At 66.1% G+C, this 22,539-nt stretch carries 25 protein-coding genes and 1 pseudogene; 14 read left to right on the top strand and 12 right to left on the bottom strand.

Features of this window, described 5'->3' with window-relative positions:
• Positions 1-10: 10 nt before the first annotated feature.
• From ASD14_RS14565 to ASD14_RS14540, 6 genes are all read left to right on the top strand, one after another.
• Complete coding sequence (locus ASD14_RS14565; protein WP_056135497.1) at positions 11-1,228, top strand: tetratricopeptide repeat protein; 1,218 nt, start codon at positions 11-13, stop codon at positions 1,226-1,228.
• 156 nt (positions 1,229-1,384) lie between these two features.
• Positions 1,385-2,053 carry an energy transducer TonB gene (locus tag ASD14_RS14560; protein WP_056135494.1) on the top strand — a complete coding sequence of 223 codons (669 nt, stop codon included), beginning with the start codon at positions 1,385-1,387 and terminating at the stop codon, positions 2,051-2,053.
• A gap of 79 nt (positions 2,054-2,132) precedes the next feature.
• On the top strand, positions 2,133-2,906 hold the full coding sequence (locus ASD14_RS14555) for a MotA/TolQ/ExbB proton channel family protein (protein ID WP_056135490.1): 774 nt from the start codon (positions 2,133-2,135) through the stop codon (positions 2,904-2,906).
• Positions 2,907-2,945: 39 nt separating this feature from the next.
• Positions 2,946-3,380, top strand: a complete 435-nt coding sequence (locus ASD14_RS14550; RefSeq protein ID WP_056135488.1) for a biopolymer transporter ExbD — start codon at positions 2,946-2,948, stop codon at positions 3,378-3,380.
• A gap of 20 nt (positions 3,381-3,400) precedes the next feature.
• Positions 3,401-3,817 (top strand): biopolymer transporter ExbD, encoded by a 417-nt coding sequence (locus ASD14_RS14545; RefSeq protein WP_056135486.1) that lies wholly within the window; start codon positions 3,401-3,403, stop codon positions 3,815-3,817.
• Between the two features lie 383 nt (positions 3,818-4,200).
• Positions 4,201-4,551 (top strand): biopolymer transporter ExbD, encoded by a 351-nt coding sequence (locus ASD14_RS14540; RefSeq protein ID WP_162247715.1) that lies wholly within the window; start codon positions 4,201-4,203, stop codon positions 4,549-4,551.
• 333 nt (positions 4,552-4,884) lie between these two features.
• On the opposite strand, the gene ASD14_RS14535 is transcribed toward ASD14_RS14540, so the two are convergent.
• The 3 genes from ASD14_RS14535 to cls all read right to left on the bottom strand — a co-directional run bounded on the left by ASD14_RS14535 (position 4,885) and on the right by cls (position 7,540).
• Positions 4,885-5,646, bottom strand: coding sequence for a pyridoxine 5'-phosphate synthase (locus ASD14_RS14535; protein ID WP_056135481.1), 762 nt, complete (start codon positions 5,644-5,646; stop codon positions 4,885-4,887).
• Positions 5,647-5,728: 82 nt separating this feature from the next.
• Entirely contained in the window at positions 5,729-5,989 is a 261-nt protein-coding gene (locus tag ASD14_RS14530) for a hypothetical protein (RefSeq protein WP_056135480.1), read from the bottom strand.
• A 114-nt stretch (positions 5,990-6,103) separates the two neighbouring features.
• Positions 6,104-7,540, bottom strand: coding sequence for a cardiolipin synthase (gene cls / locus ASD14_RS14525; RefSeq protein ID WP_056135478.1), 1,437 nt, complete (start codon positions 7,538-7,540; stop codon positions 6,104-6,106).
• Positions 7,541-7,712: 172 nt separating this feature from the next.
• Between cls and ASD14_RS14520 the strand changes: the two genes are divergently transcribed.
• The 3 genes from ASD14_RS14520 to ASD14_RS14510 all read left to right on the top strand — a co-directional run bounded on the left by ASD14_RS14520 (position 7,713) and on the right by ASD14_RS14510 (position 10,061).
• The gene (locus ASD14_RS14520; RefSeq protein ID WP_056135476.1) at positions 7,713-8,816 is read left to right on the top strand and encodes a PA0069 family radical SAM protein; all 1,104 of its coding nucleotides are present in this window, start codon (positions 7,713-7,715) and stop codon (positions 8,814-8,816) included.
• Positions 8,817-8,887: 71 nt separating this feature from the next.
• Entirely contained in the window at positions 8,888-9,634 is a 747-nt protein-coding gene (locus ASD14_RS14515; RefSeq protein WP_056135474.1) for an ATP-binding protein, read from the top strand.
• Positions 9,624-10,061 (top strand): response regulator, encoded by a 438-nt coding sequence (locus ASD14_RS14510; RefSeq protein WP_056135470.1) that lies wholly within the window; start codon positions 9,624-9,626, stop codon positions 10,059-10,061. The genes ASD14_RS14515 and ASD14_RS14510 overlap by 11 nt, the downstream gene beginning before the upstream one ends.
• A 325-nt stretch (positions 10,062-10,386) precedes the next feature.
• Here ASD14_RS14510 and ASD14_RS14505 read toward each other — a convergent pair whose 3' ends face one another.
• From ASD14_RS14505 to ASD14_RS14495, 3 genes are all read right to left on the bottom strand, one after another.
• Positions 10,387-11,100, bottom strand: a complete 714-nt coding sequence (locus ASD14_RS14505) for a 2OG-Fe(II) oxygenase (protein WP_056135467.1) — start codon at positions 11,098-11,100, stop codon at positions 10,387-10,389.
• A 201-nt stretch (positions 11,101-11,301) separates the two neighbouring features.
• The gene (locus ASD14_RS14500; RefSeq protein WP_056135864.1) at positions 11,302-12,360 is read right to left on the bottom strand and encodes a class 1 fructose-bisphosphatase; all 1,059 of its coding nucleotides are present in this window, start codon (positions 12,358-12,360) and stop codon (positions 11,302-11,304) included.
• A gap of 113 nt (positions 12,361-12,473) precedes the next feature.
• Positions 12,474-12,800: a hypothetical protein gene (locus ASD14_RS14495; RefSeq protein ID WP_056135464.1), complete on the bottom strand. Its 327-nt coding sequence runs from the start codon at positions 12,798-12,800 to the stop codon at positions 12,474-12,476.
• Between the two features lie 317 nt (positions 12,801-13,117).
• On the opposite strand from ASD14_RS14495, the gene ASD14_RS16355 reads away from it, so the two are divergent.
• From ASD14_RS16355 to fghA, 4 genes are all read left to right on the top strand, one after another.
• On the top strand, positions 13,118-14,338 hold the full coding sequence (locus ASD14_RS16355; RefSeq protein WP_200947074.1) for an NIPSNAP family protein: 1,221 nt from the start codon (positions 13,118-13,120) through the stop codon (positions 14,336-14,338).
• Positions 14,339-14,469: 131 nt separating this feature from the next.
• A complete protein-coding gene (locus ASD14_RS14485; RefSeq protein ID WP_056135461.1) occupies positions 14,470-15,162 on the top strand; it encodes a YafY family protein in 693 nt (230 codons plus the stop codon).
• Positions 15,163-15,252: 90 nt separating this feature from the next.
• Complete coding sequence (locus tag ASD14_RS14480) at positions 15,253-16,362, top strand: S-(hydroxymethyl)glutathione dehydrogenase/class III alcohol dehydrogenase (protein WP_056135859.1); 1,110 nt, start codon at positions 15,253-15,255, stop codon at positions 16,360-16,362.
• 200 nt (positions 16,363-16,562) lie between these two features.
• Positions 16,563-17,393 (top strand): S-formylglutathione hydrolase, encoded by an 831-nt coding sequence (fghA, locus tag ASD14_RS14475; RefSeq protein ID WP_056135458.1) that lies wholly within the window; start codon positions 16,563-16,565, stop codon positions 17,391-17,393.
• Positions 17,394-17,408: 15 nt separating this feature from the next.
• Here the strand turns inward: fghA and ASD14_RS14470 are convergent, their stop codons facing one another.
• The 6 genes from ASD14_RS14470 to ASD14_RS14445 all read right to left on the bottom strand — a co-directional run bounded on the left by ASD14_RS14470 (position 17,409) and on the right by ASD14_RS14445 (position 21,784).
• Positions 17,409-18,089: an aquaporin gene (locus ASD14_RS14470; protein ID WP_056135456.1), complete on the bottom strand. Its 681-nt coding sequence runs from the start codon at positions 18,087-18,089 to the stop codon at positions 17,409-17,411.
• Positions 18,089-18,481 (bottom strand): arsenate reductase ArsC, encoded by a 393-nt coding sequence (locus ASD14_RS14465; RefSeq protein WP_056135453.1) that lies wholly within the window; start codon positions 18,479-18,481, stop codon positions 18,089-18,091. Before ASD14_RS14465 ends, ASD14_RS14470 begins: the two co-directional genes overlap by 1 nt.
• Before the next feature lie 27 nt (positions 18,482-18,508).
• A complete protein-coding gene (locus ASD14_RS14460) occupies positions 18,509-19,000 on the bottom strand; it encodes an ArsI/CadI family heavy metal resistance metalloenzyme (RefSeq protein WP_056135451.1) in 492 nt (163 codons plus the stop codon).
• Entirely contained in the window at positions 18,997-19,353 is a 357-nt protein-coding gene (locus tag ASD14_RS14455) for a metalloregulator ArsR/SmtB family transcription factor (RefSeq protein ID WP_056135448.1), read from the bottom strand. The genes ASD14_RS14460 and ASD14_RS14455 overlap by 4 nt, the downstream gene beginning before the upstream one ends.
• 56 nt (positions 19,354-19,409) lie before the next feature.
• On the bottom strand, positions 19,410-20,903 hold the full coding sequence (locus tag ASD14_RS14450; RefSeq protein WP_082539019.1) for a PLP-dependent aminotransferase family protein: 1,494 nt from the start codon (positions 20,901-20,903) through the stop codon (positions 19,410-19,412).
• Between the two features lie 110 nt (positions 20,904-21,013).
• Positions 21,014-21,784, bottom strand: a complete 771-nt coding sequence (locus ASD14_RS14445) for a DUF1223 domain-containing protein (protein ID WP_056135446.1) — start codon at positions 21,782-21,784, stop codon at positions 21,014-21,016.
• Between the two features lie 348 nt (positions 21,785-22,132).
• On the opposite strand from ASD14_RS14445, the pseudogene ASD14_RS14440 reads away from it, so the two are divergent.
• Positions 22,133-22,539: pseudogene (locus tag ASD14_RS14440) on the top strand (TonB-dependent receptor plug domain-containing protein); the annotation flags it as partial.

The raw sequence follows: 22,539 nt of genomic DNA, 5'->3' as shown, positions 1-22,539 counted from the left end.
GGTGACAGCAATGAATTCCATCTCTTCCCATCGCACTGTCCTGGCGGCCGCCATCGCAGTAGTTCTGACGGTCGGTGCCTTCTCGCCGGTCCATGCGCAGAGCGCCGCCGAGCGCGCGCAACAGCGTCGCCAGGAGCGCGAAGCCGCGAAGGGCGGCAAGGAAGAGAAGAAGGCCGACAGCTATCCGAATGCCACGCGCAAAGAACCCGGCATCAAGGCGTCATCGAAGGCCGGCCCGAAGCTGCAGAAGATGATGAAGCTGTACGACGACGACAAGGCCGCCGAAGCGCGCGCCCTCGCCGACGAGATCATCAACAACAGCGCGTTCAATGCCTACGACCACGCCTTCGCAGCGCAGATCGCGGCGCAGATCGCGTATGAAGGCGACGACACCGCGAGTGCCATCGCCTATCTGGACAAGGCGCTCGGCTTCGATGCCCTCGACAACAACAGCCATTACAACGTGATGCTGATGAAGGCGCAGCTCCAGTTGCAGGAAGACAAGTACCAGGAAGGCCTGGTGACGATCGATCGCTTCCTCGGTGAAACCAAGAGCCAGAATCCGGAGCACCTCGTCGTAAAGGGCAACGCCCTCTATCGTCTGGAGAAATATCCGGAGGCTGCCGCAGTCCTCAAGCAGGCGATCGATGCCAGTCCCGAGCCGCGCGCCGACTGGCAGCAGCTCCTGATGGCGGCGTACGCCGAGAGCGGCCAGGGCGACCAGGCCATTGCGATGGCGGAAAAGGTTGCGGCCAAGAATCCGACCGACAAGCGCGCACAGATGAACCTCGTCGCCGTCTACCTGCAGTCGGACAAGTACGACAAGGCCGCCGTCGTCCTCGAAAAGCTGCGCGCTGCTGGACAGCTCACCGAGGATCGCGACTACCGCCAGCTGTATGCCACCTACCTCAACCTGGAGGGCAAGGAGAAGGAAGCGGCGGCGGTAATCAAGGAAGGCCTCGACAAGGGCGTGCTCAAGCCCGACCACCAGGTCTATCTCGCGCTTGCGCAGTCCTATTACTTCTCCGAGCAGCCCGGCCCGGCGATCGATGCCTACAAGAAGGCCGCGCCGCTGGATGACGACGGCGAGACCTACCTGAACCTCGCTCGCCTGTTGTGGCAGGAAGAACGTGTTCCCGAAGCGAAGGAAGCCGCGAAACAGGCCATCGCAAAAGGCCTCAAGAAGCCTGATGACGCCAAGAAGATTCTGGCATTGCCGTCAAAATAAGGCTTCACCCCACAAAAACGCCGGTTCGTGCTTGGAAGCCAAGCCTCTAACTGGTATATGCTAGGAGGTTCCTGCGGTCTCGCCTGCGCGACCGCTGGAATCGAATATCGCCCGCGGCGCCCTGGCGTCCGGAAAAAACTTCCCGAGCTACGGCGCATGACGCAAGCCCTCGAAACACATATCCACGACGACGATCGCGAAGGCCTTAACTGGGCGCGCATTACCGGCATCAGCATGGCGCTGGCAGTCCACGTCGGCGCCCTGTTGCTGTTGCTGGCTCCGCTGGCCGCACCGCCGAGCGAGAAGGCCAAGGAGGAGACCACGATCGTGAACATCGTGCGTCCACCACCGCCGCCGCCGCCGCCGCCGCCGCCGCCGCCGGAAGAGCCCAAGCCGCAGCCGGTTCGCCAGCTGTCGCCGCCGCAGCCGACTCCGTTGCCGCCGCCGCCGGAACAGCCGCCGATCGAAGTCGAAGACCCGAGCCCGGTCGATCTTCCGCCGGTCCCGCCGTCGCCGCCGGCGCCGCCGCGTCCGTCCGAGACCATCGCCGGCTCGATCGATCCGTCGTCGCAGCGCATGAATCCGCCGGACTACCCGGCCGCCGCAGTCCGCGCCGGCGTCACCGGCACGGTGGTGTTGCTGGTCGACATCGACGCACAGGGCAACGTCGTCAACGTCCGGGTCGAGAAGTCCAGCCGCAACCGCGACCTTGATCGTGCCGCCCAGGACGCACCGCGCAAGAAGAAGTGGCGCTTCAACCCCGCCAAGGAAAACGGCAATCCGGTGCCCAGCACCGTGCGCGTCCCGGTTGTCTTCAATCTCTAAGTTTCAAGCCCCGGCCTGCGTGCCGGGGAGCACTGTTGTAATTAGCAATTCCACCTTCCACGACTAAAAGGTAAGCGTCATGTTGCAGGAAACCACCGCCGCCGCTGCGGCACAAACCGGAGGCTCCAACGCCGCCGCTCTGTCGCAGATGGGCTTCGGCAATCTGCTTCAGGAAATGATCAGCACCCCGGGCCATTACGCCGTTTCCTGGGCCGTGCTCATCACCCTCACGCTGATGTCGGTGCTCTCGATCTACTGGATCGTCACCAACTTCATCAAGAACATGCGCCTGAAGGGCACTTCGGACCGCGTGATCAGCACGTTCTGGGAAACCCCGAACGCCCAGGACGCGATCCGCTTCATGGAAGAACAGCCGCGCTTCGAACCGTTCTCCAAGATCGCCCTGGACGCTGCCCAGGCCGCCGCTCACCACCAGCGCCACGAGGGTTCGCGCCTGGTCGAGTCGCTGAACCGCTCCGAGTTCGTTGACCGCGCCCTGCGCCAGGGCGTGACCCGCGAATCCTCGCGCCTCGAGTCCGGCCTGACCGTGCTCGCCACCGTCGGTTCGACCGCGCCGTTCGTCGGCCTGCTCGGTACCGTGTGGGGCATCTACGGCGCGCTGATCCGCATCGGTGCTTCGGGCAACGCCTCGATTGACGCCGTCGCCGGTCCGGTCGGTGAAGCGCTGATCATGACCGCGATCGGTCTGTTCGTCGCGATCCCGGCGGTGCTGGCTTACAACTTCTTCACCCGCCTCAACCGCGTGACGAACAACAAGTTCGACACGTTCGCCCACGACCTGCACGACTTCTTCGCTACCGGCGCGCGCGTCGGCGAAGTCGGCAAGCGCTGATCGCACGTCGTCTGTCAGTAGTCGCTCCGGAGTTCGAACATGGCTTTCAGTTCTGATAGTGGTGCCGGTCGCCCGATGGCCGAAATCAACGTCACGCCGCTCGTCGACGTGATGCTGGTGCTGCTCATCATCTTCATGATCACCGCACCGCTGATGACCCATAAGGTCAAGGTCGAGCTTCCGGAAGCGAACCTCCTGCATCGTGAAGAAGACAAGGGCCCGCACGTCACCCCGATCACCATCGCGGTGGAGGAAAGCGGCGCCCTGTACTGGAACGACGAGCCGGTGACCAAGGGCGTGATCGAAAGCCGCTTCTCGGTGGAAGCGCAGAAGACCCCGCAGCCGCAGGTCAACGTGCGCGGCGACAAGACCGCCAAGTACAAGCTCGTGCAGGAAGTCGTGCAGATCGCACAGAGCCAGGGCATGCGCAAGGTGGGCTTCGTGGCGATCAAGGATCGCTCGGGCCAGCAGTAACCGTAACCGGAGAAACAGACATGGCATTTGCAAGTGGTTCCGGCGGCGGTCCCATGGCCGACATCAACGTCACGCCGCTCGTCGACGTGATGCTGGTGCTGCTGATCATCTTCATGGTCACCGCGCCGATCCTGTCCTACCCGATCGACGTCAACCTGCCGCAGCGTTCGTTGAACCAGCCGCCGCAGACCAAGACGCCGCCGCCGCCGATCCGGCTGCGCATCGACGCCAGTGGTGTGATCTTCTGGAACGATTCGCCGGTCGACATCCGCGTGCTGCAGCAGCAGATGATCAACGAGGTCGCGAAGGATCCGACCAACCAGCCGTTGCTCGAAATCGATGTGAACCCGGATGCCGATTACGGCATCCTCGCCAAGGTGCTGGCACGGGCGAAGAACGCCGACATGCAGAAGATCGGCTTCGTCCAGCCGCAGTAAGCCTGGCCAACGCTTTACCGCTTACCGCTACAAGTCGTGAGAACGCCGCCTCCGGGCGGCGTTTTTTTTGTCCGAGCCTGCCACCAGCTTCCGGACTACGCACCAAAGCGGATGCCATCTCATCGCAGGGAGAAGTGCTTTCCTCCGCGCGAGCAGTCGCCATCCCGGCGGTGTCCGACCGCCGGTATAACCCCGCCGTGCCCTTGCCAACGTTGCGAGCCCAGGCGTAGCGTGAATCCGGCCTCGGACTTCACCCGGCGCGCCACTGCCGGGCCGAAGAAGGCCTGCAGCGGCACCCATCAACGTGACCGGAGGAGGGGACCATGGCGACTTCCATGTTTGCGGGCGATTCCAGGAGTACGGGCGGCCGGACGATGGCGGAAATGAACATCACGCCGCTGGTGGACGTGATGCTCGTGCTGCTGATCATCTTCATGGTGGCTGCGCCGATCGCGACGCGTTCGCTCGACCTGACCCTCCCTCAGCAACCACCACTGCAGCCGACCGAACCACCGCACTTGCGCGTGGGTGTGCAGGGCGATGGCCAATTCATGCTGGAAGACACGGTACTGACCGAACAGGCCTTGTCTGAGGCACTACGCAACGCGGCACGCACGACGCCAAACGCGATCGTGGATGTGACCGTGAGCGAGAACGCGGACTATCAGGCATTCACGAGCGCACTTGCGGCGGCGCGGCGCAGTGGGCTCACCAATATCGCGCTGCAACGCTGAGATCCGACACGTGGCTCGACTGTGCGTTCGATGCAAGAGCGCACGTAAGAACAAGGGGCACACCCGACGCGCGACGCTCGAATGCGTCGCGGCTTCAACCATGCATGTATCGATCCCTGCGGTCGCGTCGAACCACGGCGTCGCAGCCCAGCGCCATTACTTTCGAATCACTCAGCGCGACGCAGGTGGTGGTTGCCGAGCGCTTGGCTCGCGCGCGCACAACCGGCAACACGGAGGTAGCAAGTTACCGCCGAAGCGTCATGCGTACATGCTGCGTGCGGAGCCAATGTCGCTGATAACGCGACAAGCAAGTCACAACTAAGGACGTACGGCTCAAACGGCAGCAAGAATCCGCAGATAGCGCTTTACCGTCGCGTCCAGCCCCGCATACAGCGCCTCGCCGATCAGCGCATGGCCGATCGAGACCTCTTGCACGTTAGGCACGGCACGCAGGAAATCGCCGAGATTCTCCAGGCTGAGATCATGCCCGGCATTCACGCCCAGTCCCGCCGCCTGCGCACGACGTGAAGTCGCCGCGAAACGCGCAAACAGGGTTGCCGCATCGCCGCGGGCATGGGCTTCGGCATAAGGTCCTGTGTACAGCTCAACGCGATCAGCCCCCACATCAGCCGCGAGCCGCATGTCCCCGCTGGCTTCCACATGCGCATCGGCAAACAGGCTGATGCGACATTGCAGCGCTCGCAGCTGGGTGACAAGTGGCCGCAACGCATCGGCATCGCGCGCGAAATCGAAGCCATGGTCCGACGTCAGCTGCGCGTCGCTGTCGGGCACGAGCGTGGCCTGCGCCGGACGCACCTGTTCGCACAGCGCGACGAAGCCGGGATATCCGGGACGCGGCGGCGCGAACGGGTTGCCTTCGAGATTGAACTCGACGCCGTACTCGCGAGTGAGTTCGGCGAGGGCGTACACGTCGTCCGCGCGGATATGGCGCGCATCGGGACGCGGGTGCACGGTGATGCCGTGCGCGCCGGCATCGAGGCAGGCGCGCGCGGCGCGCACCACGTCCGGCTCGTTGCCACCACGCGAATTGCGTAGCACGGCGATCTTGTTGACGTTGACGCTGAGGACGGTCATGGCGCCAGTTTACGACGGCCATCCTTCCGCTCTGTGTCCGGCGCGGTATCCGCCGCGACCATGGAGCCGAGGCGGTGCGAACTCAGCGCGTTACGTCGCTCTGCGACGCTGCGGCGAGCTTGCGCGCTTCGGCCTGCTCGCGCAGGCGGCGCAGCTCGTCCGGATCCAGCATCAGCTGTTCGTCGCGTGACCGGTTGCCGATGCGGTCGGACGCCATCTTCAACACGAAGGCGATGAACAGCACCAGCGCCGCGACCAGTGCGAGGGCCAGCAGGCCCGGGGACGATGCGGTAAACGCCACCCACAGGGCGCCGAAACCGAGCAGAAGGAACAACCAGGCCATGGGCAACTCCGTAGTGCGCTTGGCGAAAGTGTAGCGCGCCAATCCGGGCAGTTTCGTGCGTGCGCTCGCGCCTGCGGCCCGCCGGTCGCGAGCCCGGCGCCACACGTCCGGGGGTTACAGCAGCGGGGACACCAGGCGTGCCAGCGCTTCCGGCAGCCGCGTGCGAAATAGCGGCCGCTCCCGTTCCGGCTGCACGCCGCGCGAAGCCATGCACTCGCGTTCCAGCAGCGCGGCCAGCTCGACGCACAGTTCGGCGTCGGCGAACATCAGGGACACCTCGAAGTTGAGGCGGAAGCTGCGATGGTCGAAGTTGGCGCTGCCGATGATCGCGAGGTCGTCGTCGCACAGCAGCGCTTTGGTGTGCAGCATCCGTGGGCCGTATTCGTACACCTGCACGCCGGCTGCGAGCAGTTCGTCGAAGTAGGAGCGCGCAGCCAGCGTCACCAGCCGGCTGTCGCTGCGGCGCGGCACGAGCAGGCGCACGTCGAGGCCGCCGAGCGCGGCCGAGGTCAGCGCCATGCGCGCGGCTTCGCCCGGCACGAAGTAGGGCGTGGCCAGCCATACCCGCCGCTTCGCGGAATGGATCGCGCCGACGTGCAGGCGATGGATCGCTTCCCACGACGAGTCCGGACCCGACACCAGCACCTGCATCGGAACCCGACCCGGGTGCGGCTCCGGCGAAGGCAGCGCGAGCGGCGGCTTGCCGGTGGCATAGGCCCAGTCCTCGATGAAGACCACCTGCAGCGAACTCACCACGTTGCCTTCCACGCGCAGGTGCAGGTCGCGGTACGCGTCGTCGCGCAGGCGCTCGTCCTCCTCGTCGGTGATGTTGATGCCACCGGTATAGGCGATGCGGCCATCGATCACCACGATCTTGCGATGGCTGCGCAGGTTGAGCCACGGCCGCTTCCAGACCTGCAGGATCCGCGAAGGATGGAACCAGGCCAGCTCGCCGCCGGCCGCGACGAGTGCGTCGAAGAAGCGCGCCGGGGTCTTGCCCGAACCCACCGCATCGAGCAGCAGCCGCACCCTCACTCCGGCGCGTGCGCGCTCGACCAGTGCATCGCGCAACGCGGCGCCGGTCCGGTCCGGATAGAAGATGTAGTACTCGAGGTGGACGTGGTCCTGCGCCGCGGCAACGTCGTGCAGCAAGGAGGAGTACTTGGCGGCGCCGTCGATCAGCAGGCGCGCACCGGTCGCGGTCGTCGGGGGCAGGCCGGTGGTGGCCTGGCCGAGCCGCGCGAGTTCGATCGCTTCGGGCGTTGGCTTGAAGCCGTCCGGCAGCGGCGGCAGCTTCGCGCGGGCGCGCACGCGGCGCAGGCGCTGACGGTGGATGCGCTGCGGACCGAGCAGGTAATAAATGAGGAAGCCGACATACGGCAGCGCGGCGAGGCTGACCAGCCAGCTGAGCGTCGCCACCGGCTCGCGCTTCTGCAGCACGATCCAGCTGCCCAGCCACAACAGGTATACCGCCCAGGCGAGCGTCAGGTACAGCTTGAGATGGGGCACGGCGAGCAGGGCCGTCCAGAGATCGCGTACGGCATCGGGCATGGGCGCTTGCGGATTCAGTGTCGTCGCGGGCTGGCGACGCGGCGAGGGTATCCCAAGCGGCGGTGATGACCGCCGGGGCTCCACGTTTGACCTGTTCAGGAAAAACGGGTTTGTCAGTTAGTAATAATGCTAATAAGCTGGGCGTCCCCGCCATGCGATCGCGCAAGAGCCAATGGAAGACGCGTACGACACCGACGCCCGCCGTCCACAGGCGCCGCTCAAGGGCCGCGGTGCCGCTTCGTACGTGCATGGCCGCTACGCGGTCACCACCACGCAGGGCGCGGACGACGGCTGGGGTTCGGTGTACGAAGACATCGCCGACGCGCCACGCCCGCAGACCACCGTCACCGAGGAACGCGCGCGCAGCATCATCAGTCGAAATGATTCGCCGGATGTCGGTTTCGCCGCGTCGGTGAATCCGTATCGCGGTTGCGAACACGGTTGTGTCTACTGCTTCGCACGACCGTCGCACGCGTACCTCGATCTCTCGCCCGGGCTCGACTTCGAGACGAAGCTGTTCGCGAAGACCAACGCCGCCGAACGCCTGCGCGCGGAACTTGCGCGGCCTTCGTACAAGTGCACGCCGATTGCGCTCGGCATCAACACCGATGCGTACCAGCCGATCGAGCGCCGCTACCGCGTCACCCGCCAGTGCCTGGAAGTGCTGGCGGAAACGAAGCATCCGCTCAGCTTCATCACCAAGAACGCGCTGATCGAGCGCGACATCGACGTGCTCGCCGCGATGGCCCGCGAGCGCCTGGTCAATGTGTACTTCTCGGTGACCACGCTCGACAACAAGCTCGCTTCGAAAATGGAACCGCGCGCGTCCGCGCCGCACGCGAAGCTGCGCGCGATACAGGCCTTGCATGAAGCCGGCGTGCCGGTCGGCGTGATGGCCGCGCCGATGATCCCGATGATCAACGACCGCGAGCTCGAGCACATCCTCGAAGCCGCCTACGAACATGGTGCGCGTGCCGCCGGTTACGTATTGCTGCGATTGCCGCACGAGCTCAAGCAGATCTGGCGCGAATGGCTGGAGCTGCACTACCCGGACCGCGCCGCGCACGTGATGAGCCTCATCCGGCAGATGCGCGGCGGCAAGGATTACGACAGCGCGTTCGGCAAGCGCATGCGCGGCGAAGGGCCGTTCGCGCAGCTGATGCAGCAACGCTTCGCCAAGGCGCATGCCCGGATCGGGTTCGGGCGGCTGCCGCCACTGGATGCGAGCCGCTTCACGCCGCCGCGAGCGGCATCGCCACAGGGCGAGTTGTTCTAGCTGCTGAACAGGGAAATGACGCACGCGAAGCGGCTGGCCGATAATCAGGCATCTGCCGCCGCCGCTGGTCCATGAACAACGACGAATCCCCGCAACAGGCCCGTGCCCAGCTCGACGCCGCCCGCCGGCAGCTGCAGCTCCTGACCGACGCGATCACCCACGACCTGCGCGCGCCGCTGCGGACCATCGAGGGCTTCGCCACGCGCGTGGCGACCAGCGCGCACGAGCGCCTCGACGAACGCGAGCGCGAGCAACTGCAACGCGTGCGCGATGCAGCCACGCGCATGAATGCCCTGCTGGAAGAGCTCGGCGAGCTCTCCCGGGCCACCCATGCGCCGCTGCAGATGGTGGACGTCGACATCAGCCTGTTCGCGGAATGGATCCTGTCCGACCTGCAGGCGGGCGAGCCGGACCGCGCCGCGCAGATCCTCGTGCAACCCGGCCTGACGGCGCACGGCGACGAACGCCTGCTCCGGCTGATGCTCGCGCAACTGCTGCACAACGCCTGGAAGTTCTCCGCGGCGGCGGAGACGACGCGCATCGAGGTGACGGGTACCCTCGACCGCGACGTTTTCCGGGCCGAGGTCCGCGACCACGGCATCGGCTTCGATCCACGCTATCTCCACAAGATCTTCGAACCCCTGCAGCGCCTGCACACGGCGGAAGAGGGCGCCGGCCACGGCCTCGGCCTCACCATCGCGCAACGCATCGCAATGCGGCACGGCGGCACCATCACCGCGGCTTCACCGCCCGGTGACGGAGCCACCTTCACTGTCGAGCTACCGGGACCGGATGAGGGATCGCCGCATGCAGCATAAAGAAATCCTGCTGGTCGAAGACAACCCGGACGATGTCGAGCTGACCCGCCTCGCCTTCGAGGAAGCCAACGTCGCCAACCACCTGGTGGTCGTGCGCGACGGCGCCGAGGCGCTGGACTATCTCTTCGCCCGTGGCCGCTACGCATCGCGCGATGCCACCGCTCTGCCTTCGATCGTGCTGCTCGATCTCAACCTGCCCAAGCTCGATGGGCGCGAAGTGCTGCAGGCGATCCGCGCCCATCCGGCGACGCGCGACCTGCCGGTGATCGTGCTGACCACCAGCGCGGAACCTTTCGATGTGGAAGCCAGCTATGCCCTGGGCGTGAACAGCTACATCCAGAAACCGGTGGATTTCGAGCAGTTCGTATGGGCGGTGCGGCAGGTGGGGTTGTACTGGCTGGTGCTTAACCATCCGCGGGTGGCTTAGCGGCCAGGCGGTTCCCTTCGCTGTTGTTGCGTATCTCGCCGGGTATCCGGCGTACTGGTTTCGTTGTTGCTCGCCACCACCAGGTCTTTTTGCTCGTCATTCCCGCGAAGGCGGGAATCCAGCGTCTTTGTTACTCGCGCGCGCTTCTTGTTCGCCACAGGGGCCTTCACAAGAAGAAGCCAAGTCACTGGATTCCCGCCTTCGCCGGAATGACGAGCAAGAGCAGAGCAGCGCCAAATGGCCGAACAGAAACGTTTGAAGCCATATGGCGCAAGCGGATCGACTCCGCCTTCTGCGTGGAAACGTTCGCGAGCGCCAGGCGGCTCTACGACTTCCCGAACAACGCCTCCGCACGCTGGAACAGGATCCAGCTCGTCGCGATGAACTTGTCGCCGCCGAGCGGCCGGTTGCCGCGATGCGTATGCGTGAACGCCGCGGGTGCGATCAGCAGCGAACCCGTGCGCGGCGCGATCTTGCGCTGCTGGTAGAGGAACTCGGTTTCGCCTTCGTCGAAACCGTCGTTGAGGTAGATCGTCCACAACAGGTGGCGGTGCAGCGTGTCGCACTGCGGATCGCGCGGATACAACTCGCAGTGCCAGTACGGATACCCGCCGCGGCCACCGGTGTAGCGCTGCAGGTTGATCGCGCCCGGCCGCAGCACGGTCTGCACGATCGGCGACAGCGTCGCGTCGTCCATCGCCTGCAGGCGCTCGGCGGTGAGGCGGTGGCGGGTGTCGTTGTCGCCCGGTACTTCGAGCATCAGCGGCGCGATCAGCGTGTGCGGATAGCGGCGCAGGTACGCGAGCAGGCCACGGAACATGGCCTGGTTGAGTTGCGCCTCGGCATCGCGCCATTCGGGTTTGCCGGCGAGCGAGATGTCGAGGCTGTCCTTGAGGTCGGGCAGCACGCCGCCGCCGACGCGGCCGGGCAGCGCGGCATTGCTCGCGGTGAAGCGCTCGACCAGCGCCGCGCACGCCTCGCGCGACAACGCGCCGTCGTAGACCTCGATGAAATCGGCGTGGGTGTCGGTGGCGCTCATGGGCAGGATGGTGTGGAAGAGTTGGCTGGCCGCAAAGGTTTCAGTAAAGCAGATTCGCGCTCGGCTTCAGTGCCTCTGCCGTCATTCCCGCGCAGGCGGGAATCGATGGACTTGGGTTTGCCGTTGGGGCCACGAGAGTGAAGAGCAGAGCAGCGTCCATGGATTCCCGCCTTCGCGGGAATGACGGGTAGCTGGCGCCGCTCAGGCCACCGCCGCCGCGTTCCCGCTCACCGCGTCGTACTCGCAGTGGTAACGCGTGGCGGTCTCCACTTCCCGCTTCGAACCCAGGAACACCGGCACGCGCATGTGCAGCCCGGTTGGCTGCACTTCGAGCATGCGTGCACGGCCGGTGGTCGCCGCGCCGCCGGCCTGTTCGACGAGGAGCGCCATCGGGTTGGCTTCGTACATCAGCCGCAGCTTGCCGCCCTTGTCGCGGCATTTGCTGTCGAGCGGATAGCTGAAGATGCCGCCGCGGGTGAGGATGCGGTGCACGTCCGCGACCATCGACGCGACCCAGCGCATGTTGAAGTCCTTGCCGCGCGGACCTTCCGTGCCGGCGAGCAGGTCACCGACGTACTGCTGCATCGGCGCTTCCCAGAAGCGCTGGTTGGACATGTTGACCGCGAATTCCTTCGTCTCCTCGGGAATGCGCATGCCGCGCGTGGTCAGCACGAATGAACCGACTTCGCGGTCCAGGGTGAACGCGTGCGTGCCGTGGCCGACGGTGAGCACCAGCATCGTGCTCGGCCCGTAGGTGCAGTAGCCGGCGGCGACCTGGGCGGTGCCCGGCTGCAGGAAGTGCTCGTCGCGCGGCGTGGTCACGTCGTCCGGGCAGCGCAGCACCGAGAAGATGGTGCCGACGGAAATGTTGACGTCGATGTTCGAGGAGCCATCGAGCGGATCGAACATCAACAGGTAGTTGCCGCGCGGGTAGACGTCGGGGATCGGCTGCGAGGTATCCATCTCTTCCGACGCGAGGCCGGCAAGGTGGCCGCCCCAGGCGTTGGCTTCGAGCAGGATCTCGTTGCTCAGCACGTCGAGCTTCTTCTGCGCCTCGCCCTGGATGTTCATGCTCGCCACGCCGGGCGAACCCGCGTCGCCGAGCACGCCACCCAGCGCACCCTTGCCCACCGCGATCGAAATGGTCTTGCAGGCCCGCGCCACTACTTCGATCAGCAGGCGAAGGTCGGGATTGATGCGGCCGGCGCGTTGTTCCTCGATCAGGAAGCGGGTGAGCGAAATCGAAGCGGAGCTGGACATGGGCGGGCAGGCAGAAAAGGGGCCGCCATTGTCGCCGATGCCAACGGCATCGCGTGGCACGCCGCCCACCGGAAGCCGTTTCAGAAGGATGCGGAAAAGGCGGACAGGACCGCTCAGGCCACCTTTCGTGTCGCCCGCGCCGCCTGGCGATGCACCACGGTCGCGAGCGTCTTGCGTGCCATCGACAGCATCAGCAGCGGCGCCGACGGATCGGCCGAGGTGAGCACGCGGTGCGCGGCCTCGATGACGTCGCTTACGACCTGGCTCGCGTCCGGGCCAAGCAGGGCGCGCAGTCCGCGCGACGCCCCGTCCAGATGCCGCTCGCAATCCGGGCCGCAACCTTGGCCGGCGCGCCGCACCACCAGTGCCATCGCGGTGTCGAGGCGGGCGAGGGCGTCAAGCAGTTCAGCGGAAGAGGCGGGGGCGTAGGTAGCGTTCATGCGTGCAGTCTCGAAGGGGGCTGTCGCAGGAACTGAGATGCCTGCCAACCCGTTTTACGCAGCCGGGGGCTGGTTGCGGACAGCGCCAGCGTGCACAGCCGGCGGTCAGCGGCCGGTGAAAACCAGCTGGGGCAACGCGTTCAGGCTCCTGACATCAGGTTGGCAGCAGCTCCGGCGCAGGCTGGCGTCGTGAGGTCGGACCCGTACGAACATCGTCGCGGAGGCCGGGCCCGCCGCGAATCCATGACGCGCGATCCGGCCCTCCGGCATGGCCAGCCCCGCCTCACGCCTGCTCGCCCCATCCGATGGAGCCTTTCATGCACGACCACGATCATCACGACGACGGACGCCACGACTTCGACTTCATCCACGGTCGCTGGCAGGTGCAGAACGAACGCCTGCGCGAGCGGCTTGCGGGCAGCCAGGATTGGGAAGTCTTCAATGCGACCGACGAGTGCCGGCCGCTGCTCGGCGGGATTGGCAATCTCGAGGAATTCCACACGGCATGGAACGGCGGCTACGAAGGCCTCGCGCTACGCCTGTACGACCTCGCCGCGCGGCAATGGCGCATCCACTGGTCGAGCGATCGCAGCGGCGTGCTCGATCCGCCGGTGAGTGGCATCTTCGAAGACGGCGTGGGCACGTTCCATGGCGAGGACCTGCACGACGGCCGGCCGGTGCGCGTGCGGTTCCTCTGGAGCCATTCCAGCGCGAACAGCGCGCACTGGCAGCAGGCCTTCTCCGAAGATGATGGCGCGAGCTGGGAAACCAACTGGCACATGTGGTTCCGCCGCCTCGATGCGCAGGGCCGGCTGGTGCAGGAAGACCACGTGCTTGAACTGCGCCAGTACACGCTGCACCCCGGACAGCGCGACGCGTTGGTCGAGTTGTTCGAGCGCGAATTCATCGAACCGCAGGAAGCCGTGGGCATGCACGTGATCGGCCATTTCCGCGACCTCGATGCGCCGGACCGCTTCGTGTGGCTACGCGGGTTCCCGTCGATGGACGCGCGACGCGAAGCGCTGCAGGCGTTCTACTTCGGTCCGGTATGGCAGAAGCATCGCGAAACCGCGAACGCGACGATGATCGACAGCGACAACGTGTTGCTGTTGAAGCCGCATGCGGAGGCGGAATCGTCTGCGGTTCCTGTATCGCGACCGGCCGTCGGCGAACCGGTTGCGTCCGGTGCGCTCTGCCTCGGCATCTGTGGACTGACCGAACCCGCGGAACGGAACTTCGGCACGCGCTTCGAACAGCAGCTGGCTCCGTTGTTGCGCCAGCACGGCGCCGAGCTGCTCGCGCAGTACGTCACCGATGCAAGCGAAAACACGTTCCCGCGCCTGCCGGTGCGCGAAGGCGAACGCGTGTTCGTGTGGCTTGCGCGTTTCACCGATGTTGCTGCACTCGACGCGCACCTGACTGCCTTGCGCGCGGACGCGGCGTGGCAGGAAACGATCGCCGCCGCGATGCTGGAGGAACTCACGCAGCCACCGGAGCTGCTTCGCCTCACACCAACCGCGAGATCGGAATTGCGGTGAAGCGGTCGAGTTGCGATCAGCATGGAACCGCGAAGTCCGCTCTGTTCGTCATTCCCGCTTTCGCGGGAATGACGGTTTCAAGGGCAGCACCCGGATGTTGAACATCCGAAGGGGTCACCCGATCATGCCGCATGCGCCGCGCCGACCGATTGTTCCTGCTCATCCACGCCCTGCGTGGCCGCCGTTCCGCGATCACCGCGCAGCAGCTGGCGACCACCCTGCAGGTTTCGCTGCGCACGGTCTACCGTGATGTCGCCGACCTGCAGCTGTCGGGCGTGCCGATCGAAGGCGAAGCCGGCGTCGGCTACATGCTGCGCAAGGGCGCGGACATTCCGCCGCTGATGTTCACTGTCGAAGAACTCGAGGCCCTGGTCGTCGGCACGCGCTTCGTCCGTGCCTTCGGCGGCGAGCGCCTCGGCCGCGGCGCCACGGCCGCATTGCTCAAGATCGAGGCGGTGCTGCCCGACGAACTGCGCAACCGCAGCCGCCGCACGCGCATCTTCGCGCCGCAGCTGAGCAACCGCATCGAAGCCACCGGCCTGATCGACGCGCTGCATGCCGCGATCGAAAACGCGCAAGTGCTGCGTCTGGATTACCGCGACGGCAATGGCGAAGTCAGCGTGCGCGACGTCGAGCCGCTGGCGCTGGCGTTCTGGGGCGGCAGCTGGACGATGGGTGCGTGGTGCCGGCTGCGCGGCGATTTCCGCAGCTTCCGCCCGGATCGCATCGCCGCCTTCGCACTGACCGGCGAGGTATTCGCGGAGAATCCGCAGCGCAATCTCGATGCTTATCTGCGTTCGGTGGGTGCGTCGGCGAATTCGTGAGCGTTGCCGGCTCTGGCGAATCGCACCGCCACCGGCACAATCGCGGTGCCGACGACCGATCATCTGCACCACCGCCTCCGGAGAACCGAAATGAAAAGCCGTGCCGCCGTCGCCTTCGCCGCGGGCCAGCCGCTGCAGATCGTCGAGATCGACGTCGCGCCGCCGCGCGCCGGCGAGGTGCTGGTGAAGATCACCCACACCGGCGTCTGCCACACCGATGCGTTCACGCTGAGCGGCGAGGATCCCGAGGGCCTGTTCCCGGTCGTGCTCGGCCATGAAGGCGCCGGCATCGTGGTCGAAGTGGGCGAGGGCGTGACCTCGGTGAAGCCGGGCGACCACGTCATCCCGCTCTACACCGCCGAGTGCGGCGAATGCCTGTTCTGCAAGTCGGGCAAGACCAACCTGTGCGTGGCGGTGCGGGCGACACAGGGCAAGGGCGTGATGCCCGACGGTACGTCGCGGTTCTCCTACAACGGGCAGCCGCTGTACCACTACATGGGCTGCTCGACCTTCAGCGAATACACCGTCGTTGCGGAAGTCTCGCTGGCGAAGATCAACCCCGAAGCCAACCACGAGCACGTGTGCCTGCTCGGCTGCGGCGTCACCACTGGCATCGGGGCCGTGCACAACACGGCGAAGGTGCAGCCGGGCGATTCGGTCGCGGTGTTCGGCCTGGGCGGCATCGGCCTCGCGGTGATCCAGGGCGCGCGCCAGGCGAAGGCGGGCCGCGTCATTGCGATCGATACCAATCCGTCCAAGTTCGGGATGGCGCAGCAGATGGGCGCCACCGATTGCGTGAACCCGAAGGACCATGACAAGCCGATCCAGCAGGTGGTCGTCGAGATGACCGGTTGGGGCGTGGATCATTCGTTCGAATGCATCGGCAACGTCCACGTGATGCGCGCGGCGCTGGAGTGCGCGCACCGTGGCTGGGGCCAGTCGGTGATCATCGGCGTCGCGGGCGCGGGACAGGAGATCTCGACGCGGCCGTTCCAGCTCGTCACCGGACGCAAGTGGATGGGCACCGCCTTCGGTGGGGTGAAGGGCCGCACGCAGTTGCCGGGCATGGTCGAGGACGCAATGCGCGGCGACATCGAACTGGCGCCGTTCGTGACCCACACGATGCCACTGGAAGACATCAACGAAGCGTTCGACTTGATGCATGAGGGCAAGTCGATCCGGTCGGTGGTGCATTACTGACTTGCGCATCGCCATTGCTGGGCTGCGTCGCGATCAACCAGATCACCACGGCCGTCATCCCCGCGAAGGCGGGGACCCAGCGACTTTTGTCGGTACAAGGTGAAACAGACGACACTGGTTTCCCGCTCGAGCAGCCTTCGGCTGTGGTGAAGCTCTTCGCGGGAATGACGAGTCAGCTTCCGCGAGGTCGGAGTGAATTGATGGAAAGGATTGAATCCCACGCGTGTTCTGGCGGCCGCCAGGAAGTCTGGCGCCACCGCTCGCAGGTGCTCGACTGCGAGATGCGCTTCGGCATCTACCTACCGCCGCAGGTTGAACAGAAATCCTGCCCGGTGCTGTACTGGCTGTCGGGCCTGACCTGCACCGAACAGAACTTCATCACCAAGGCCGGCGCGCAGCGTTACGCGGCCGAGCACGGCGTCATCCTCGTCGCGCCGGATACGAGCCCGCGCGGCGCGGATGTCGCGGATGCCGAAGGCTACGACCTCGGCCAGGGCGCGGGCTTCTATCTCAACGCGACGCAGGCGCCATGGTCGGCGCACTACCGCATGCACGACCATGTCGTCGAAGAACTGCCTGCGCTGGTCCAAGCGAATTTCCCTGCCACCGGTGCCCGCGCGATCAGCGGCCACTCGATGGGCGGCCACGGCGCGCTGGTACTGGCGCTGCGCAATCCGGGCCGTTATCGAAGCGTCTCCGCCTTCTCACCGATCGTGGCGCCGTCGCAGGTGCCGTGGGGCGAAAAGGCGTTCGGCGCGTACCTCGGCGAGGATCGCGCAGCATGGAAGGCGTGGGACGCGTGCGCCCTGATCGCGAACGCAAGCGAGCGACTGCCGCTACTCGTCGACCAGGGCAGCGAAGACGAATTCCTCGCGGCGCAACTGCAACCCGAACGCCTCCGCGATGCCTGCGCCGCCGCCGGCCATCCGCTCGAGCTGCGCCTGCAACCGGGCTACGACCACAGCTATTACTTCATCGCCAGCTTCATCGGCGAACACGTCGCCCACCACGCCGCCGCATTGCGCGACTGATCCCCGCGGGCCTGGTCACGTGCCTTCGCTTTGCACCGTTTTCGAATCGCGAAGCAACCAGGTCGCGAACGCCAGCGCAAGCAACGCACCGGCAAGCTGCGAGGCAACGAATGCGAGCACATCGGCCGGACGAATGCCTGCGAACGTCTGCGTCAGCGACCGCGCCAGCGTCACCGCCGGATTCGCGAACGACGTGCTCGCGGTGAACCAGTACGCGGCGAAGATGTAGCTCGCCACCAATGCGGGAATCGCCGTCGCGCGATGCCGCGCGCCTAGCAGGATCGTGAGCAGCAGCCCGAACGTCGCCACGCCTTCGCTCAGCCACTGCGCCGCGCCGGTGCGCATCCGCGTGCCAGGTTGCAGCAGCGGCAGGTCGAACATCGCATGCGCGAGCAGCACGCCAACGATCGCGGCGGCGACCTGCGCGGCGATGTAGACGATGGCTTCGTCGGTGCGCAGCTCGCCGCGCAGCCGCATCACCAGTGTGACCGCCGGATTGAAGTGCGCGCCCGACACCGGTCCGAACACGGTGATCAGCATGTACAGCGCACCCGCGGTCGCCGCCGCGTTGGCGAGCAGCGCGACACCGTCGTTTCCGCCCGACAGCGCGACGCCCATGATTCCCGAACCCACCACGCAGGCGAGCAGCAGGGCGGTGCCGACGAACTCGGCGATGAGCCGGCGCGACAGCGGCATCACAGGCTCGCCAGCAGTGCTTTGACGCGCGCGGAAATCTCGTCGCGTACCGCGCGGTAGGCGTCGTCGTCCATGTGCCTGGGATCGGGCAGGGCCCAATCCTCGCGCTGCTTCGCCGGCATCCACGGGCAGTCGTCGCCGCAACCCATGGTGACTACCGCGTCGAATTCGCCGCCGATCTCGTCCAGCGACTTCGACGCATGCGCGGTGAGGTCGTAGCCGAGCTCGCCCATGAAGCGGATCGCCTTCGGATTGAGCACGCCGGACGGCTTCGAGCCGGCGCTGAAGGCTTCCACGGCGTCGCCGCCGTGGATATGCGCGAAGGCTTCCGCCATCTGGCTGCGGTTGGAGTTCTCGACGCAGACGAAGAGGACGCGTTTCTTTGCCGTCATGGAGTCAGGTCCGGTTCGCAAGGGCAATCAGCAGCAGGCCGACTGCGGCGCGCAGCACGCCGCGCCCTTGTCGACCTTCGGCTTCATCTCGCGCACGTTCGGCGTGCACGCGGCGACGTCGGTAGAGCAGGCCGCGTCGGCGGCGTAGTAGGTCGTGGCTTCACCGTGGGTATGGAAGGTTTCCCAGCGCGTGCCCTGCGGGTCTTCGGTCCACAGCTTGTCGGAGTGCGCGTAGCAGCAGATCGCCGCGTCTTCGGGCACCACCGCGGCGCCGGCGGCGTCGAGGCGGCGACCGAGTTCGGCCAGGCCCGCTTCGTCGTCGACCTGCAGGCCCAGGTGGTCGATGCCCGGCGCGCGCCCGGTGTTGGAGATCGCGAAGTTGATGCGCGGATCCTCGAGCATCCACTTCGCGTAGTCGCCCTTGAGCACCGTGGGCTCGGCGGCGAACAGCTGCGAGTAGAAGCGGACGCTCGCGGCGAGGTCGGCGACGTTGAGGTGCAGGTGGAAGCGGTGGCTCATGGCGTGGCTCCTTCGGTACGTGCCCGCGCGGCCGCGGGTGTGCAGGTGGACGCGGGAGCGCAGTTCGACGCGCCGCCGCAGCAGTTTTCGGTCAGGTAGGCGAGCAGGTCGTTCATCTGCCCGTAGTGGGCGCGGACGCGGATCACCCGGCCCTCGCGCTGGTCGGTCACCAGGCCGGCGCCGCGCAGGATGTTGAGGTGCGCGGTCAGCGTCGCGGGCGGCAGCTCCAGCCGCTCGCGCAGTTCGCCGACCGACAGGCCGTCCGGCCCAGCCTGGACCAGCTGGCGAAAGGCAGCGAGGCGGGATTCGTGGCTGAGGGCCGAGAGTGCGGCGAGGGCGTTGCTCGTTTCCATAATTCCAGTTTTATGGAATTAACGGCGTACGTCAAGAGGTGTTGGGTCTTGGCTTCTCAGCCCGAGCTGCTGGCCAGATACAGCGCCGGTCGCGAACGATCGCCCGCCGCACGCCGCGGAAACAGCGCCAGGCATTTCGCGAACAGCGGCACCGCGTCCCGCAGTTCGCTGGGCGACATCGCACTGAAACCCATGATCAGCCCGGTACGGTCCGGCGGCTGCAGGTAGCACGGTGCGATCGAATACAGGGCCAGCTTGCGTTCGCGTGCCGCATGGATGAGCGCTTCGCCTTCGGCTGCCGGCATGTCGTGTACCCAGGCGACCAGGTGCATGCCCGAATGCGACTCCATGATCTCGAGCCGGTCGCCGCAGTGTTGCTCGAGCAGCGAACGCATGAGGTTGCGCCGCTCGGCGAGCTTGCGCGTGACCTGGCGCAGGTGACGGTCGTAGCCGCCGGAGGTGATGAAGCCGGCCAGCGCGGCCTGGTCCATGGACGGCGTGCCGAAATCGTCGCTCCACTTCGCAACGAGCAGGTCGTCCTTCAAGCCCGGCGGCATGATGATGTAGCCCAGCCGCAGCGCCGGGAACAGCGTCTTCGAAAAACTCCCCACGTAGAGCACCCGGCCGTCGCGGTCGAGTTGCTGCAATGCTTTCACCGGTTGCTGGTCGTGCCGGAATTCGCCGTCGTAGTCGTCTTCGAGGATCCATCCCGAACCCAACCGCGCGTATTCGAGCAAGGCCAGGCGCCGTTCGTGCGAGAGCACCGATCCGGTCGGAAACTGGTGGGAGGGCGTGACGCAGGTGAGTTTCACCGCGGGATCGGGAAGGCGATCCACCTGCATGCCTTCAGCGTCCACCGGAATGCCGATCAGGCGCGCACCATGGATCTGCAGCAGCGTGCGCGCGCTGAAGTAGTGCGGCTCTTCCAGCGCGACTTGGTCGCCTTCGTCGAGCAATACACGTGCAATCAGCGAGAACGCCTGCTGGGTGCCGCCGACGATGAGCACGTCGTCGGGCGTGCACACGACGCCGCGGGTGCGGCCCACGTGCCGGGATACGGCTTCGCGCAACGCGGGCAGGCCCTGGATCCGTGGATAGTTGGGCTGGACATAGGGCGCCGCGCGTGCGAGTTCGCGCGTCCATTGCGCCGTGAGCGCGGTGTTGACCACGGGCATGCCGTACTGGAAGGCGTAGCGCATGCCGGGAGGGCGATGGCCGGGAATGTTGCCGAGCGTGGAGAACTCGCGAGCGCGGCGGCTGAAGGCGGACTGCGCGACGACGGCACGGCGCGCGGGCGGTGGCCGTACCGGCGCCGACCAGGGCGATGTCACGTAGCTGCCGGAGCCGACGCGGCCGGTGATGAACCCTTCCGCGCGCAGATGTTCGTACGCGGCGACTACCGTCGTGCGGGAGAGATTGAGGTCGTAGGCCATCTCACGGCTGGAAGGCAGCCGCGTGCCGTTGGTCAGCCGTCCGGTGGCCATCGCCTCCTTGAGGGCGCGGGCCAATTGCAGGTACAGCGGGCCGTCTTCGTCGAGAACCAGGTCCATTTACTTCCTCCTGCTCGCATTGGATCGTGAGGAAGAGACCATTCGCAGTCCACTTTCGATACCAGGAGGCGGGCCACTGGCGGCGATCGCGCCAGCGAAGCCGGGCTCGATTATCGGCAATTGCGCAGGGGCAGCACCACGCTCTGCAGCGTCCGCGCGTCCCTGCCGCTTTCGGCGAACAGCACGACGCCGAGACCCGTCGGATCCAGGCCCTTTAGCGGAATGCTGACAGTGCCCTGCGTTCCCGTTGCTTCAAGCTTCCAGGGCCCGGCCAGCTTGCGCACGACATTGGTGTGGTGCAGCGACACGCCGCGGTTCTCACCGGCCGTGATGCGACTGTCGGCACCTTCCTGGTACAGCGCGAGCCAGAGCATCGGGGCTTCGCCTTCGGGCTTAGTTTCGACGCCGGGCCGTGCGGACAACTGCAGCTCGGCGTGATCGCCGATGACGTTGCCCGATAATGAGAGAGCCACTTCGGGCGCCCCCTGGCGCGCAGCCCTGAGGACGCGGTTCACCGTGGCCGGTTCGCGCCAGTTGACGGTGGAATTGGCACCCACCATGACCTGCGGTGTGACCAGCGCCTTCTTGCGGGCGAGTCGCACGCGGTAGTCCTGGCGCTGTGTGTAAGCGGCATCGGAAAACGGATCGACCCAGCCGTCGTCGTTCCAGTAGTCCACATGGAACGCGAGTGCGGCGACGTCCTTCGAACCACTGGCGAGCGTGCCAAGCCAGCGATCCGCGGGCGGGCACTGGTTGCAGCCCTCGGCCGTGTACAGCTCCACCAGCGGAAGCCGCGTCGAGCCGCTCCGCGCCGTGCAGGCCGGTGCGGCCCACGCGGGCGACGAGAGAGCAAATCCGAGCAGTGCAGGAAGCCAGCGCATGGCTCTGTATAGGTATCCGTCCCGTGTGATGAGTGAAGGCTATCGGCACAGGTGCGCGAAGCGCAGTCCATTTCCCTGCAAACGCGCGATGCCAACGCGGGCGAAATCCACGTTCGCGCACATCGAATGCGGTCTTTACGGCACGGGGTGCGTGTTAACGATTTGTAAGTTGATCGGACCCGGCCGTCCGGCGGGAATCCGATCTGGAGTTTTGGAATGACACACCATCCGCAACACCATCCGCTCGCGCGCGGACTCAAGCTCGCCATCGCTTCGACGCTGTTCGCATCGGCGATGCCCGCGTTCGCGCAGGACGCCGCGGCGCCGCAGGAAAAAGAAGCCACCACCCTCGACCGCATCGAGGTGACCGGTTCGCGCATCAAGCGCACCGACATCGAAACCTCGCAGCCGGTGTTCTCGCTGAGCCGCGATGACATCCAGGCGCAGGGCCTGACGTCGGTCGGCGACGTGATCCAGAACATCACCGCCAACGGCTCGACCCTCAACACCACCATGAACAACGGTGGCAACGGCGAAACCCGCGTCAGCCTGCGCAACCTCGGTTCCAACCGCACCCTGGTGCTGGTCAACGGCCGTCGCTGGATCGGTGGCACCGGCCTGGGCGGCGCGGTCGACCTCAACACCATCCCGACCGCCGCGGTGGAGCGCATCGAAGTCCTGAAGGACGGCGCATCCTCGATCTACGGTTCGGATGCCATCGCCGGCGTCGTGAACGTCATCCTGCGCCAGAACTT

Source organism: Lysobacter sp. Root494, from assembly GCF_001427225.1.
Classification (GTDB): Bacteria; Pseudomonadota; Gammaproteobacteria; order Xanthomonadales; family Xanthomonadaceae; genus Agrilutibacter.
This window is presented reverse-complemented; position numbering and strand designations above follow the sequence as displayed.